Source organism: Streptomyces sp. NPDC002490, assembly GCF_040296045.1.
GTDB lineage: Bacteria > Actinomycetota > Actinomycetes > Streptomycetales > Streptomycetaceae > Streptomyces.
In genome coordinates this window covers 68,701-83,952 of sequence record NZ_JBEOWM010000011.1, presented here as the reverse complement: position 1 = coordinate 83,952, position 15,252 = coordinate 68,701, and the positions used below count along the sequence as shown (strand labels likewise).

The window sequence follows — 15,252 nt, the reverse complement described above, 5'->3', positions numbered from 1 at the left end:
TGCTCAGACCCCCTTGGTCCGTTGCTGTACGACGGTCACCAACGGCGGCCCCTGCGGGACCTGCTCCGCGCTGACGCAGAGCCCGGTCGACGCCTGCGTCACCACCGGCGCGCCCGCCAGCGTCACGCGGGCCGCGGGCGTCACCCAGCGGATCGTCACGCACGGCTGCGGCTTGGTCCCGACGGTGAACGGGCAGCCCACGACCTGCCAGGCGCCGGCCACGGTGGCGGCGGGTTGGCCGGAGAGGTTCGCCCGTCCGGACGCCGGGCGGTACGAGGCCCGCCCTCCGTGGGGACAGCTCACGGTCGCGTTCACATGCAGCACATTGGTCATGGTCAGGTCACCGTGAGTCCACCGGTGTTGACGTCCACCACGTTGCCGACCAGCGAGATCGTGGCGCCCTTGCCGTTGCTGATCAGGATGCCGGTGTCGTTGACCGTGATCACGGCACCGGCCGGCGAGCGCAGGGTGATGCCCGGGCCGCCGGGCAGGTCGGACATGAGGATGCCGTACTGGCCACGGGTCTGGAGCAGGATGTTCGGCTGCCCCGGTGGTCCGGCCAGCGCGGTCGGCGGCACCTCGGCCACCGAACCGAACCAACAGCCCGTCCAGATCGGGTAGCTGGGATCGCCCTGCTCGAACTCCATCCACACCCCGGCGCCGACCACCGGGACGACGTACACCCCGTTCTGCGGCCCGGCCAGCGGAAGGCACGGCAGCGCGAAGGTGCACGGGGTGTCGCCGAGCACGTCCGGCACGGTCGCCTGGATCCGGCCCTGCTGCATCGGGTCGACGTTGTTCACCACGGTGCCGCGGTACTTGCCGAGGTACTTCGTTGGTTCTGGCATTCTTCGTCCTCACGGGAGCACGGCCGGGGTCAGGGACACCAGGCCCTCGCGGGCCAGCGTGAAGTTCTGGGTGTACGAGCCGCGCTGAAGGTTGTGGGTCACGGACTTCACGTAGTAGAGGCCGTCGTAGGTCAGCCCCGCCCCGCGCACGCCCACCAGTTCGCGCGGCCTCAGCACGTGTCCGTACCGGGTGACGTCCAACTGGCCGGAGCCGCTGACCGCGTCGGAGGACTCGACCGCTCTGGCCAGCGCCTCGGCGACCGCCTGCGCCGAGTCCTTCTTCGCCGTGTCCGCGATCACCTTCTTCTTCAGCGCCGGCGCGGGCCGGGCGGCGAGCGGCGGCCGCAGCACGCTGACCTCGGGCACCGGCAGCAGCAGCGCCACCTTGGTGGCGGGGATCTGGATCCGGGCGACCGGTTGCTCCCGGGCCGAGCCGTCGAACCCGAAGGTCATCTGGTCCACGTTCGACACGTGGTCGGAGTTCACGGTCAGCGCGTGCTGCGGAACGCCGAGCCGGATCTCCGGCCCCCAGTAGCCCTTGCTGATCCCCGGCACCGGACCGGGGTCGAGGTAGAACACGTAACCGTTCGCCTTGGCCAACTCGTTCAGGTACCCGAGGTCGGTGCCCTTCTGGAAGTCCACCCGCTGCGTCGGCAGCGGCGTCTGCGGCACCAGTTCGGGGACGACCAGCGGCACGATCCCGTACTGGGCGTACTGGGCGATGAGCGTCGCCACCCGGACCGCCGGTCCCATCGCCGGGTAGGGCACGCCCTCGCGCTCCTCCAGGTCCATCAGCACCGTCAGGTCCTCGCCGGTCAGCGTCAGCGTCGACTGTCCCGGCACCCCGCTCACCCCGACCTCGTGGCGCAGGACGATCCCGTCCATCAGCACCGTGGGCGTCCCCCGCACGATCGCCGTCAGCACCAGCCGGGTCGGCGGGTCGAAGAACCCGGAGGGCAACAGCGTCCGCCCGATCACCCCGCTCTTCGACAAGTCGAACGCCAGTTGGAACCCGCTGCGCTGCCCCGCACTGACCGTGATCTGCGCCGACAGCAACGCCTCGGTCACCGCCTCCGGGGCAGGCACCGCGATCTGCCGCCCCATCATGAGCAACAGCCGAACGGGCGTCTGCGCCATCGGTTCCTCCTCCCTCTCCGTTCACCGGCCCCGCGAGCCGGTGCGCCGCCACGCGCCGGCCCCGACGACCGCCGCTCCGTCAACCGGTCTGGTCCGGCAGCGTGATCCGCAGCACCCGGCCCGGGGTGCGGGTCAGTTCGGCCGGGTCCAGGACGGGGTTGGCGTCCGCGATCCGCCACCACTGCTCCGCGTCGCCCAGGTACCGGTTCGCCAGGTTGTCGGCGCGGTCCCCCTCGACCACCACGTGCTCGTCGATCTGCACCAGCCGCTCCGGCGGCGGCAGGATCCGCCGCGGGGTGTACGGGACCTCCTGCCCGTCCGCCGTCGTGTGCACCACCTGCCCGATGCCGTGGTACCTGCTGGTCCGCGGGTACGGATCGGGCGCCGGGATGCCGTCGAGCAGCCCTGCCATGTCCTCTTCCCTTCCTCGGGCGACGCTCGGAGGAACGACCGGTCAGATGCCGGTCAGTCCGAGCTGGGCGAGTCGGCCGGCGGCGAGCTGTCCCGCCAGGCGTTCCTTCTGGGCGAGGTGCGCGAGGTACAGTTCCGCGCCCCGGTGCCCGGCGGGCAGGTCGCTGACCGTCAGCAGGCGCAACCCGACCGCGAGCGTGGCCCGGACGGGTTGCAGCTGCTGGTCGAACGCCTCCTCGGTGACCGACAGCTCGGTCAGCCGGACCGGCACGACGCGCCGCGGACCCCAGACGAACAGGGTCAGCGGCTGCTCGACGGGCGTGATCTCCAGCATCCCGCGGCCGGCCAGTCGGCTGTTCTCGCGCACCTGCGCGGTCGGCGGCTGGAGCAGCATCTCCAGCGCCGCGAGGTGCGGGTGGATGCCGAGCGGGGACGGCACGGCCGGCTGGTCGGTGGCGTCCAGTTCGGCGGTGAACTTCCACGACTCGACCGCCGGGCCCTTCAGCCGCAGCGCCTCGGTCCGGTCGCCCTGCTGTTCCCCGCCGCCCGCCTGCGGCGCGATGCTGCGCTCCAACGAGTCCGGGTTGAACTGCAACACGATCACCCGCTGCGGCGTGCCCCGCTCGGGGTCCACGATCACGAGGCCGGACTGGAGCGGCTTGGGGAGGTCCGCGTACCGGGTCATGAGCCGACCTCGAACTCGTCGAACGCCCGCAGGGTGGCCCGCGCGAGGTCCCTGTTCTCCGGCTCGTCGTCGTTCCGGGCGATGCCCTCCAGCACCGGCCGGTACTCCGCAACGGGCGAGTACGCGCAGGCACGCATGCCGATCGCGCGCATCACCGGCTCGTCGGCGCGCATCGCTCGGGTGATCAGGTCGTAGAACTCGGGGTCGAACTCCTGCGGAGCCCCCAGACCGGCACGCAGGATCGCGCGGCCCCGCTCGGGGCCCCCGTCGTGGCGGGCGACCCCGCTCAGCAGCGCTTGCCTGGACCAGATGTCGAGGGAAGCGGTCAGGTCCGCCTCGTGGCGCGCCACCCGGGCCGTGTCCCGGCCCGCGAGGTAGACGTATCCCTCGTTGAGGACGTGGTCCTCGCGGAAGTGGAAGGTCACCGGCCCCTCCGTCACCCAGACCGCCTCGTACTCCACACCGCGATCGGGATCGGTGGTATCACGTGCGACCAGATCCCAATCGTGCTCGGCGGCGAACCACTCGGCGACGGGCTCCGCGTCATGCGCGTGGAGCACGTACCGTGGCGTGGCTCTCGGACCGAAGATTGTCATCGCGAGCCCATTTCCCTTCGAACGGATCTTCTCTCGGCCGGGGTCAGAGCGTAGATATCGAACAAGCGCTCATCGATGGCCTTCTCAAGACGCTTCTGGACGTCCTTCCTCGATGCGTCGTCGTCGGTGAGGACGTTGAGCGTCTCGACCCAGAGCTTGACGACGTTGATCTCGGCCTGCGCGAGCTCACGGGCCCCCTTGGGTGCCTTGTCGAGGCTCTTGTCGGGGGCGTCGAGCACGTTCCCGAGGTTGCTGGCGTTCTTCTGGGCGCCCTGCGGTGACATCGGGAGGTCACGGATCACCCGTTCCAGGTTCGGCGCGCCCTTGCCCGGTGGGGCGTTGGCCACGGTGTCCAGCGCGAGTGCGGACGTCGCCAACGCCGCCGGGTTCCTGCGCCCTTCGGCGTGCACGATCCAGGTGGTCAACTCGTCGGAGAACCCGGCATCGGGCCCGGCCGGTGTCATGCCCCCCAGCCTGGCCAGGGCACCCACCGCGATGCGCCGCTGCTCACGCGGATCGGTTCCGGCGATCTTGTCCGAGAGTTCGGAGTAGCTCAGCGCACGCAGTCGGCCGGACTTCGGGTCCTCCATGAGGACCAGTTGGTTGTGCTCGTCCGCACCGACCTGAACGCGCTTCTTCGGGGGCCCCGGAACGGTGATCCACCGTCCGCCCTGCTTCCGCTTCACGTCGTGGCTGTAACTGCGGCCTTCGTCCAGGTAGCGGATGATGCTCTGGGTGGCCGGGTTCGCCTTGGGATCGCGTTCGATCACGGCGTGCACGTCGTGCCCGCGAGCGCCCGGCCGCACTTCGATGAGCTCGCGCTGCTTCTTGATCGGCACATCCTGCTCCTCCGGGGTCAGGCGCCGTTTGGTCCTGCTGTGCGCCTTGGCCCGTTCCACCTGTGCCGATGCCGCGCGGCGGCCCACCTCGATGATGGCCTTGGAGACCCGGTGCAGATGGCTGACCAGCGCCTTCGGATCGAACTCGATGCCCGCGATCACCGCGGCCACCGGGTTGAGCCAGGCCCTGATGTCGAAGTGCCGTCCGGTTGACGCGACCAGCTTCGAGAGCCGGTACCACGCACGCAGCCCGAGGAGGACGCCGCTCATGACCTTCCGCCCGACACCGCGATCGAGCAATCGCTTCATCGCGGGACGGATCCGGGCGACGATCCTCGCCAGCCTGGCTTCCTTGGACTCCCCCGCCCCCTTCTTGTCCCGGCGGTTCTGCCTGCTGCGGTCGGTGACCTTCTTGCGCCAGTCCCTGAACTTCTGCCTGCCCCGGGCCACCAAGCCCTTCAGTTTGCCGGCGCTCGTCCTCAGCGCGCGGCCGAGCCTGCTGTTCGCGAGCCGGCCGCCCAGCCGCTTGACCGTCCGGTTGACCGCCCTCAGTGCGGGCGCCACCACCCGGCCGACCGCGCCGGCCGCACGCCGTGCCCCCCGGGCCGCCCCGCGCAGGCCGCTCCCGGCGGCTGCGCCCACCCGGCGGGCACCCGAACGGATGGCCCGCGCACCCGTGGTGACGCCGCGCCTGACCGCGCCGGCGGTGGCGACGGCCCCGCGCCTGACCGCCGCGACCCCGCGCCGTAGCTGTTGGCGGGCGGCGTTGACCGCCCGGCCGGCGGCCTTCCTGACCCCGCGGGCACCCCGACCGAGCCCCTTCATGATCTTCTCGGCGATGCCCTTGAGCTTCGCGCCGACGCCCTTCAGCGCACCCGCGATCCGCGCCATCAGGAAGTTGGCGATGAAGTCCAACAGTGCCACCGCGCCGCTCGCGACCGCCTTCGCGAACAGGCACGCGGCGGCGACGCCGCCCGTCTTCACCGCTTTGGCGAAGGTCAGGAACGCACTGAGCGCGGAAATGATCCGGCTCGCGCTCTGGTAGGCGGCCATCACCCCCTGCGCGATCGCGATGATGCCCCCGAGGGCCGGGACGAGGAGACCGACGAGTTTCTCGATGACGATCGAGACGATCATCGCGGGCAGTGACTTCACGATGGCCTGCCACGCCATCCGGCCGATCTGCGCGACCGACATGCAGCCCTTCACCAGCACGTTCCACAGCAGCTTGCCGACGCCGACCACGGACTCGACCTTGGCGTTGAACCACTCCTTGACCGCGGTCTTGACAGCGCCCCAGAGGAAGGTGCGGACGCCCTCCTTGGCCGCGGTGCCGAAGTTGCGGACCCAGCCGACCGGGTTGGGGGCGATGTCCTTCACCAGTGCGGCGAGTTCGCCCAGGACCTTGATCGCCGACTCGACGAAGGCGATCGCCGCCGTCACCGCGCCGCGGACCGCCTCGACCGCGGCGAGCAGCAGCTTCTCGTACAGTCGCAGGACCGCGACCAAGGCGCCGGCCAAGGCGTCGACGAGTGCGTTGACCGCCTTCTTCAGCCGGTCGGCGAACCGCTGCACGGTGGCGATCGCCGCGTCACGCAGGGAGACGATCGCCCTGCGCATCCTCTCCGCGATGCCGGGGAAGACCGTGCCGATCACGCTCACCACGGCCAACAGGGCGTTCGCGAGGGCCTTGATGATGCCGGTGATCGCCCGTGCGGCCAGGTCGATCAGGCCGTTGACCGCCTTCTTGAAGCCTTCCTTGATCGCGTTGATCGCCTTGACCGCCAGGTCGAACAGACCCCTGATCGCCGAGACGAGTGCGTCGAACGCGGCCTTGACCTTGGACTTGACCCAGCCCCACCAACCGGAGGACTCCTCCTTCGCGGCCTCGCGCTCCTTGCGGGCCTTCTCCTCGGCGGCCTTGCGCTCCCCCTCGATCCGTTCGTCGTCGGCGTTCTTGCGCTTCTCAATCTCGGCGTCGGTGTCGGTCTTCTTCGCGCTGGTGTCCTCGCGGGCCTTCCCGTGCGCCTCGGTGGCGGTCCTGGTGTTGTCCTCGACCGCCTCGTCCTGCTCGTCACGCCACTCGCCGCGCTTGCCAGCGGCGTCCTCGCGGGCCTCCTGACGCACGGCGGCCTGCTGGTCGCCGTTCTCCGCGATCGCCTGCCGGACCCGGGCCCGGTTGTCCTCCTCCGCCCGGTCGGACCGGGTCTGCTTGTCCTGCCGGGCCTGGCCCATCCGGCCCTGGCCGTCGGCGAACCCGGCCCGGATCTGCGGGCCGCGTTCCTGGACGGCGACCGCCGACACGGTGTCCGGATCCGTTCCGCCCGAGCCCTGGCCGCCGGCCGTGGTGGGCGCGCCGCCGGCGGACGCGCGATCGGGCACCGAGGCGGTGAGCGTCTCACCGGGCACGTCCGGATGGATCTGGTCCTCGCCGAGCCCGACCGCCGCGTCCTGCCGGCCGAGCGCATGCGTCCGGTGGATGCGGTCCTCGGTCTGTCGACGCTGCTCGTCGGCGAGGGCCGGATCGGTGGGACCCGCGAGCGTGACCGTGGGGGCGGCGCCGACGGTGGTGTGGAGCCGGTCGTCGCTGGTGGGTACGCCGTTGACCGCGCCCTGCAGTTGCTGGATCTCCGCGGCACCGGCCTTCTCCTCGTTGCCGCCGGCCACGAGGGGGGCCTTGACCCGGGTCGCGGGGTTCGGGGTGTCGGCGGTCGGCGGCGGGTCGGCCCTGCGCTGCTCGGCCAGCGTCCGCGGGGTCACCTCCGTCATCGGTTCGACCGCGGTGGACACCGGCGCACCGGTCGACGGGGCACCCGCCCGGGTCCGAGGTGCGCCGCTCGGACGTCGAAGCGCGGGCGGAGCATCCCGGAGGTCCCGGTGCTCCCTGCCGACCGTGCTGCTCACTGCCCGGTCGACGCCGCCGAGCGCCTGGGGGATCCGCGCCGGTGGCTGGGACGAGATCGTCGCGAGCGCCGCCGTCGGCTCCCGGTCGGTGACGTCCGGCGGGGCGTCCGCCTTCTTCTCCGCGGGGGCCGCCGGGGCCGCCGGCGCACCGCCCCCGCAACCGCCTCCGCCGTCACCGCCTGGGGCATCGGCCTCCGTCGTGGCGGTCGGCGCTCCGGCGCATCCGCCGCCGCCGGTCTCCAGCGACCCTTCGGGGCCGACGCCGGGTGCGGCTCCGCCGGGTCCCGGCTGCCCGGGCGTCGACTGCGCTGCCCCCGGGCCCGCGCCGGGTGCGGCTGCCGCATCCGCGAGCGGGGGATCGCCCGGCATCGGTTCGGCGAGTCGTGGTTCCACCGGGACGGGCGTCGCCGGGCCGGGCCCCGAGTCCCCCGCTCCGGCCGGCGCGCCGAGCGGGGCCGGGGCGACGCCGTCCGCTTCCCCGCCGGTCGGCTGCGGTTCCGTCACCGGGTCGACGGGTTTCCCGGCGGTTGCGGGTTCGGCCGGAGCCGGGGCGACCGACGCCGGTGGAGCCGGGTCCGCGGCGGCCGGCCCTTCGGGTGCACCCGGGGGCGCGGTGGCCTCGACCGCGGACGCCGTCGTCGGCGGGTCGGACGCGGTCCGTTCGCCTTCGGCCTCGACCGCCCGGTCCTCCGGGGCCTGCGCGTCGGCGCGTTCCCACTCCGGCTCGGCGGCCCGCTCGGCCTTCTCCGTGCGGTCCGGGTCCTGTGGTTCGGCCTCGACCGGTGGCGGTGCGGGCAGACTCGGGAGCTCCCGCGGCTTCGGCGGCGCACTTCCCTGGGCGGCCGTCAGCTCCTCGTCCACGGCGGGCACCGCGGACAGGTCAGGGTCGGTCTTGGGCACCGGGTCCGGTGCCGGCCCGTCCGCCCCCGCCGCCTGCTCGGCGCCCTCGACGACCCGCTGCGGCGGTTCGGGTTCGGCGGCTACGTCCGGCGCCGACACCTCAGACTCTGCACCGGCCTCGGTGTGCAGGGGTTGCTCCTGCTCCGGTGGCTCGTCCCGTCCGTCCGGCTCCTTCGCCAGCCCGTGCTTGGCCAACGGGCCCTGCGGGTCGTTCGCGACCGCCTCCGCGCGGTCCTCGCGCACCGGGTCCGCTCCGCCACCGCCGACGGAGGCGGCCGTGGCGACCTGGGCCCCGACGACCGGCTCCGGCCCGGCCCCGTCCGCTCCCGCTGCGGCCGGGGCCGCCGGCGGCACGGCCGCGCCGCTCGTCGGCGCCTCCGTCCGAGCGGACGCGCCCTCGGCAGCGGGCTGTTCCCCGTCTTCCGTTTCTGCCCGCTCGTCCTCGGCGGCGGCCCGGCGGTGTTCCTCGTCCTCGCCGCCCCGCTCGTCCTCCCGGGCCGCGGCGGCCTCCCCGCGCCGGTGGTCGAGCGCCGCCTCCTTCTCGCGTTCGACGTCCTGCTGCTTACGCTCGTCCTCGTCGGCCGCGCCCTCGTCGGTCCGCTCCCGGTCCCGGTCCTGCGCGTGCTGCCGCTGCTCCTCCTCGACGTCGCGTTCCCGGTCCGCCCGGCCCCGTTCGTCGCCCGCCTCCCGCTCCGTCAGGTCGCGCCGTTCGGTCCGCTCCCGCTCGGCCGGCTCCACCACGGGTTCCGGTACGGTGGCGGCGCCGACCGGCGTGCCCGCGGGCGTCTCGGCTTCGGCCACCAGGCGCTCGACCCGGAGGCACTCGGGCGAGGGCAGCCGCTGCCGCAGCCGGGTCAGCACGGCGGAGCGCAGTTCCGGCGCCAGCCGTACCAGTTGCTGCCGCACCCGCCCCGCGGCGTCCGCCGGATCGCCGTGCAGGGTGCGCACCACACCGGCGACGATCCGGTCCACCAGGGTCGCCGGATCCAGTTGCTCGGCCCGCATCTGGGAGACGTCGACGCTGATGAACCGCAGCCAGGACACCGGCTGCGCGCCCCGCCCCCGTGCCTCCCGTTCGCCGACCCCGGCCCCGGCCGCCCGGTCGTCCGCAGCGCGGTTCACCCGCTCCTCGGCCTCGCGCTCGACCCCGTCCAGGGGCCGGCTGAGCACGCCGTCCTGCCGGCCGAGCCGCAGCCGGCCGGGCGCGTCCGGCACCTGCACCGTGTGCAGGAGCTCGTGCGCGAGCAGCCGCAAGCCCTGAGCGGTCTCCGGGCGGTACGCGCCCGCGGCGAAGAAGATGTCCCGGCCCACCGCCACCGCGTCCGCGCCGACCGTCTCGGCCAGCACCGCCGCGTCCCGGTCGCTGTGGATGCGGACCGCGCTGAAGTCGTGGCCCAGCCACTCCTCCATCAGCCGTCCGACTCCGGGTTCCAGGGGCTTGCCCGCCCGCGCGAGCACCTCCTGCGGCGCCGGCGGCGTGCGTCGCGCCCAGGCGTCCCGCAGCGGTACCGACCGCTTCGCGCGCGTGCGGCGCGGTGGCTCCGGCTGCTGCTGCCGCACCCGCGTGACGCCGCTCATCGCACCAGCTCCCGGTGCACCGCACGCGCCAACTCCCGCCCGAGACGGCGTGCGGAGGTGGTCGCGGGCAGCGGTCGCAGACCGCTCACCACCTCGTACGACACGGCCTCCGCGACCGGCGGCTGCTCGGTCAGCAGCCGGGTGAGCTCGCGGGTGAAGGCACGCTCGATCCGCTCGGCATCGACGGGTCGCACGCCCTCGACGCCGCGGATCACCAGCTCGTCCACGTGCAGGCTCACACCCACCCGGCCACCTCCGTCGGCGTCACCGAGCGCTCGAACTTGACGTACTCGGTGTGCGCGGCGGCGAGCAGGTGCCGCATCCGCAGCTCGGTCCCCTCGTCGGCGGCCAGGAAGGCGGCCGACAGCGCGATGTTCCGGATGCTGCCGCCCGCCACCGTCAGTTGGGCCAGCCGCTCGACCTCGACCCCGTCGACCGGGGCCCGGGGCGGGATCACCCGCCGCCAGATCTCGGCCCGCTCGGCCTGGTTCGGGAACGGGAAGTCCACCACGAACCGCAGTCGCCGCAGGAACGCCTGGTCCAGGGACTTCTTCTGGTTCGTGGTCAGGATCGCCAGGCCCCGGTACGACTCCATCCGCATCAGCAGATAGCTGACCTCAAGGTTCGCGTACCGGTCGTGCGAGTCCTTCACCTCGCTGCGCTTGCCGAAGAGTGCGTCCGCCTCGTCGAACAGCAGCACCGCGCCCCCGCGCTCGGCCGCGTCGAAGACCCGGCGCAGGTTCTTCTCGGTCTCGCCGATGTACTTGCTGACCACCTGGGAGAGGTCGATGACGAACAGGTCCAGCCCGAGTTCGCCCGCCACCACCTCGGCGGCCAGCGTCTTGCCGGTGCCGCTGCCGCCGGCGAACAGGGCGGTGACGCCGAGCCCGCGCCGCAACACGTCCTCGAAGCCCCAGTCCTGGTAGACGGTCGCGCGCTGCCGCACGTGCGCGACGATCTCGTGGAGGATGCCGCGCTGCCGTTCCGGCACCACCAGGTCGTCCCAGCCGGCCCGGGACGCCACTCGGCGGCCGAGTTCGTCGAGCGCGATCCGCGCGTGCGCCAGGCCCGCGCGCCAGGCCGCCGCCCGGAGATCGCCGCCCACCTCGCGGGCGAGGGCGCCGGCGGCCCGGATCACGTGTCCGGGCAGGCTGAACTGCGCCACCAGGGCCGCCACATCGGCGTCGCCGCCGCGGCCGTCCAGCGCGTCGCGCCACAACCCGCGCTGCTCGGCCTGGTCCAGCGGCGCGACGACCAGGTGCACGCGCTGCGTCGTGGGGGCGGGGAGCGGATCCTGGCTGGACAGCACCACCGGGACCCCGAGCATCGCCACGAACGCCTCTGCCGCCGGCGCCTTCGCCGGGTCGGACACCTCGACCAGCAGGGCTGCGGGCAGCAGCACCGCCTCGCGTTCCCACAGCCGGGCCAGCGCCACGCGGTCCGCGGGTTCGGTCGGCAGGTCGGCGGCCGACAGCGCGAACGTCCCGAATCCGGCCGCGCGCGCCGCGGTGACGACCACTTCGCGCCGGGTCTGCGGATCGCCGCCGGACAGCGCCGCCACGCCGTCGGCGCTGACCGCCTCCGCCAACTCCCCGGCCAGTCGCGCCTGCGACTCCGGCAACCGGCCGGGCGCGGCGGTGCGCGCGACCAGGCCCTGCACCTGCGGCTCGATCTGGGGCACGCCCAGCAGGAAGTGCAGCACCCGCTCGTCGATCCGCAGCCGCGCGGTGGTCAACACTCCGTCGTCGGCGACCTCGACGAGCCGGTACCGGCGCAGCGGCGCGTCCGGTGTCAGCGCGCTCCAGTGCGGCTCGGCCAGCGCGGCCAGGGCCAGGGAGAAGGTCGGGAACTCCCGTCCGCTCGCCGCCGCGCAGCGCGCCGCCGCCGTCGGTCCCAGTTCCATCGCCGCGCACAGCACCAGCAGGTCCCGTTCGAACGGGGTCAGTCCGAAGCAGGCGACCAGTGTCGCCAGGGAGCCTTCGCCGTGCGCCGCCCCGGCGGGGTAGTCCTTCCGGTCCCCGTCGTCGCTCGGGTGGACGGCGGCCCGCCGGGACTCCCCCGCCGGGTGCCGGGACCGCCGCCGCGACCGTCCGTCAGCGACGCCCGCGGCGGCGTCGGTCGCGATGGCCCTCGCATGGGCGTCGAGGCGCGCGAGGACCTCGGCTGTGGCCGTGGACATGGCCGCCGCGTCGGTCTGGTGCCCGGCGTCCATCAGAACTCCACCGCCGGCGTGCGCAGGTCCTCGCCGACCACCGTGTCGACCCCGTCGATCCGGATCCGGAGCAGATAGGCACCGGCGGCGACGCCCTCTGTCGCGACCTCGACCTCCCTCGGGTCCCGTGGTCCGGGCAGGGGGTACGGCGCGTCGAACCGATGGCCGACGGATCCGTCCAACTCGTCCAGCAGCACCGACACCCGTTGCCGGTCGCCGACCGCGACGTCCAGGGTGGCCGCCACCTCTCCGTTGGTGACCCGGGCGGCGGTCACGGTCGCCTGCCGCGCCATGGCGACCCTGTTCGAGTCGAGGATCCGGACCGTGTCGCCGAGCGCGATCCGGTGCAGCACCCGTACCGGGTGCGCTCCCGGGGCCAGGCCGACCGGCGGGGTGAACACCACCCGACCGTCGTCGACCACGGACGGTTCCACCAGCGCGCCGCCGACGTCGACCGTGACCCCCTCGCCGTTCAGGTCGTGCCCGGTCAGCACCACTTCGTGGCCCACCGGTACCGGGCCGGAGCGCGGTTCGGTGTCCGAGGCGGCCGGGCGGCTGCGCAGCTCCTCGACCACCGGCCGCCGTCCCGGGACCACCCGGACCCGGTGCTCCCGGACCGGGCGGCCGACGGCCGGTGTCCGCCGGCTCTCCAGCAGGACCAAGGACGCGTCGAACGCGATCGACGGTGTGTAGGGCGTCTGGATCAGCATCGACCACAGCTTCGACAGGTCGTCGAGGTCCATCTTCGACGGCGTCAGCCGGACCGCCTGCGGGGAGGCGGCCAGGTCCGCACCGGCCAGGAAGACCTGCCCGGCGGCGGCCTCCAGGTCCCGTGCGGAGAGCGCCGGCTGTTCGTGCAGCGTGCGCGCCACCGAGCCCAGCAGGGCCTGCGGCACCAGCTGGGCTTCGTTGCCGTAACAGCTGATCAGGTAGTGCAGGTCGTACGCCGCCGTGGGGGTCCGCAGCAGTCGTCCGTCGCCGTCCCGGGTGGGCGTGTCGGTGTTGCGCCGGGACGCGTTGGGCGTGATCCGGTAGCAGAAGACCGTGATGACCGGCTCGGTCATCGGCTCGCTCGGCGGCTTGCGCGCCTCCACCTGCACGGCGTAGGGCACGTCGGACTGCACCGAGCGGGCCAGCAGGCCGCGCAGCGCCTCGGTGGCCTGGGCGATCGCCAGGTAGTTGCTCACGTCGCCTCCTGCCGGTTGAGGAAGGCGTCCAGTGCGACGACCGGCTCGGGCCGGCCGCTCCGGTCGCGCCCTTGCGGCCTCGGTTCCCGCGTCGCCGTCGTCACTTCGAGCCGGCCGATGCTGACCCGGACCGGGGGCGGGGCGGGTGGGGTCCGCGCCTCGTGCCGCCGGGCGGAGCCGGCGGCCAGGGGGACCGGTGCACGTGCCGCGGCCGCCGTCCGGGCGGCGGCCGGGGGGCGGGCGGACGACGGCCACGGCTGCGTGACCAGCCGCGGGGAGGCGGACCGTTCGACGGGCGCCGTCGCCACGGCCGGCGCCGGCGCCACCCGCTCCACGACGCTCCGCAGGACCACGGGTGCGACCGCCCCCGCCACGGCCGGCGCTCCGGGGGGTGCCGTGCGCACCGTCTCGATCGACCGCACGGTCCGCTCGATCCGGTGCAGCACCGACGCCGGCTCCAGCTGCGCCTCCCGCGGACCGGACCGCGCCGTCGCCCGCGGTGCCTGCGATGTCTCCGGTACCGGCCGCGACGGGGCGGCGTCGATCTCGGCCTCGGTCTCGGTCGGTGCAGCGGGCGGCAGCCGCTCGAACGGCATCGCCGTGCGCGGTCGTGCCAGTGGCACCGCCTCGTCCGGCCGACCGGGCCTTGCCGTGCGGGTGAGCAGCCGGTCGAACAGGTCCGGTGTCCGTGTCTCAGCCATGTCCGGCCAGCTCCAGGTAGTAGCGGCGGCGCAGCGGTGACAGCGCCAGCACGTCGGGTTCGGTCCACCCGTAGCTCGACGCCAGTGCGTGCACGTCGGCGAGCGTCGTGCGGGCCCATGAGTCGAGCTCGTCCCACAGGTAGGTCGCGGCGTCGAGCGGGGTCCGCATCCGTGCGGCGCAGTCCGGGCACTCCAGGGAGAACGAGATGTCGGCCGCGGGATCCGCCGTCGCCACCGCCTCGGCGAGCAGGTGCACGATGCGCTCCGGCAGCCGGTCCCCGCGCACCGCTCGGCCACCGCGCCGTGCATCGAGCACCAGCCGGGCCGCGAGTTCCCGTCGTCGGTCCCCGGCGGCCCCATCCCGCACCGCGAGCAGGTCGGCCGAGGTGACCAGCCGGAACCGAACGGTCCAGTCGCCGTCGGTCAGCGGTTCCGGTTCGGTCCGGGGCGCGGGGGCTGCCAGGCCGGTCGCGTCGACGTCGAACTCCAATTCCGCCCCGCACTCGGGGCAGTCGATCCGAACCGACAGGACTTCGCCGAAGAGCGCGATGCGCAGGTCCAGCAGTTCGGCGTCGCGGGTGCCGACCGGGACGCCGAGGAGTTCCTCGGCCTCCTGACCGGGCCTGGCGAGTGCGTGCAGCAGCACCGTCCGCTGGATCGAGGAGGCGGGCAGCGCGAGCCCGATCTCCCAGGCGGCGAGCATGTCCGTCGGGGAAGCCACCGCGCGCCTTACGGAACCTGGTAGGACGGCTCGTCCGGCTCGGCGACTTCCAGGTCCCGTTCCCAGCCCTCGCACTCCAGCTTCAGGTGCTGGATCGCCACCGCGTTCGCGTTGGCGTCCATCTCGCCGAGCACCTGGTACTCCGAGGGGAACGCCCGGTACACCTTGTACGCGAGCGCCACCTGGCCGGCCTCGTTGAGGACCTGGATCACGATGTCCTTGCGGAAGTCCTTGAGCGAGGACTCGTTCCCGAGGCCCTGGCCGACCATCCAGACCTTGTTCGCCCAGCGGTCGAACTCCGGGTCGTGGGTCACGCCGCGTTCGATGGTGATCGCCTCGAACTCGGTGCGGCCGGCGGATTTCCGCGGTGAGTTGGGATCGCCGCCGTTGCGGTGCTTGACGACTTCGGTGGTCCTCTTCAGCGGGCTGATCTTGCTGCATCCGGCGACGGTCTTGCCGTCCCAGAGCACCAGGAACTTGAAGTTCTTGTAGGGGTCGAACCGCTGCGCGTTCACGGTGAACTCAGCCATGGT

13 protein-coding genes are annotated in these 15,252 nt (G+C 73.4%); all 13 read right to left on the bottom strand.

Going from position 1 to position 15,252, the window contains the following annotated elements:
• Nucleotides 1–3 precede the first annotated feature (3 nt).
• The 13 genes from ABT092_RS09785 to ABT092_RS09725 all read right to left on the bottom strand — a co-directional run bounded on the left by ABT092_RS09785 (nt 4) and on the right by ABT092_RS09725 (nt 15,249).
• Nucleotides 4–333, bottom strand: coding sequence for a hypothetical protein (locus ABT092_RS09785; protein WP_351241737.1), 330 nt, complete (start codon nt 331–333; stop codon nt 4–6).
• Nucleotides 334–335: 2 nt separating this feature from the next.
• Entirely contained in the window at nt 336–848 is a 513-nt protein-coding gene (locus tag ABT092_RS09780) for a phage baseplate assembly protein V (RefSeq protein ID WP_351241735.1), read from the bottom strand.
• 9 nt (nt 849–857) lie between these two features.
• Complete coding sequence (locus ABT092_RS09775) at nt 858–1,985, bottom strand: hypothetical protein (protein ID WP_351241733.1); 1,128 nt, start codon at nt 1,983–1,985, stop codon at nt 858–860.
• Between the two features lie 79 nt (nt 1,986–2,064).
• The gene (locus tag ABT092_RS09770) at nt 2,065–2,397 is read right to left on the bottom strand and encodes a LysM peptidoglycan-binding domain-containing protein (protein WP_351241731.1); all 333 of its coding nucleotides are present in this window, start codon (nt 2,395–2,397) and stop codon (nt 2,065–2,067) included.
• 42 nt (nt 2,398–2,439) lie between these two features.
• Nucleotides 2,440–3,081 (bottom strand): hypothetical protein, encoded by a 642-nt coding sequence (locus tag ABT092_RS09765; RefSeq protein ID WP_351241729.1) that lies wholly within the window; start codon nt 3,079–3,081, stop codon nt 2,440–2,442.
• Entirely contained in the window at nt 3,078–3,641 is a 564-nt protein-coding gene (locus ABT092_RS09760) for a hypothetical protein (protein ID WP_351241727.1), read from the bottom strand. Before ABT092_RS09760 ends, ABT092_RS09765 begins: the two co-directional genes overlap by 4 nt.
• 32 nt (nt 3,642–3,673) lie before the next feature.
• Nucleotides 3,674–9,898, bottom strand: coding sequence for an eCIS core domain-containing protein (locus ABT092_RS09755; protein WP_351241725.1), 6,225 nt, complete (start codon nt 9,896–9,898; stop codon nt 3,674–3,676).
• Nucleotides 9,895–10,137: a hypothetical protein gene (locus tag ABT092_RS09750; RefSeq protein ID WP_351241723.1), complete on the bottom strand. Its 243-nt coding sequence runs from the start codon at nt 10,135–10,137 to the stop codon at nt 9,895–9,897. Before ABT092_RS09750 ends, ABT092_RS09755 begins: the two co-directional genes overlap by 4 nt.
• Nucleotides 10,134–12,110, bottom strand: coding sequence for an ATP-binding protein (locus ABT092_RS09745; RefSeq protein WP_351241721.1), 1,977 nt, complete (start codon nt 12,108–12,110; stop codon nt 10,134–10,136). Before ABT092_RS09745 ends, ABT092_RS09750 begins: the two co-directional genes overlap by 4 nt.
• Nucleotides 12,110–13,297, bottom strand: coding sequence for a Pvc16 family protein (locus ABT092_RS09740; RefSeq protein WP_351241719.1), 1,188 nt, complete (start codon nt 13,295–13,297; stop codon nt 12,110–12,112). Before ABT092_RS09740 ends, ABT092_RS09745 begins: the two co-directional genes overlap by 1 nt.
• Nucleotides 13,294–13,998 carry a hypothetical protein gene (locus ABT092_RS09735; RefSeq protein WP_351241717.1) on the bottom strand — a complete coding sequence of 235 codons (705 nt, stop codon included), beginning with the start codon at nt 13,996–13,998 and terminating at the stop codon, nt 13,294–13,296. Before ABT092_RS09735 ends, ABT092_RS09740 begins: the two co-directional genes overlap by 4 nt.
• On the bottom strand, nt 13,991–14,719 hold the full coding sequence (locus ABT092_RS09730; protein ID WP_351241715.1) for a T4 family baseplate hub assembly chaperone: 729 nt from the start codon (nt 14,717–14,719) through the stop codon (nt 13,991–13,993). The genes ABT092_RS09735 and ABT092_RS09730 overlap by 8 nt, the downstream gene beginning before the upstream one ends.
• Before the next feature lie 8 nt (nt 14,720–14,727).
• A complete protein-coding gene (locus ABT092_RS09725) occupies nt 14,728–15,249 on the bottom strand; it encodes a phage tail protein (protein WP_351241713.1) in 522 nt (173 codons plus the stop codon).
• Between the last annotated feature and the right edge of the window lie 3 nt (nt 15,250–15,252).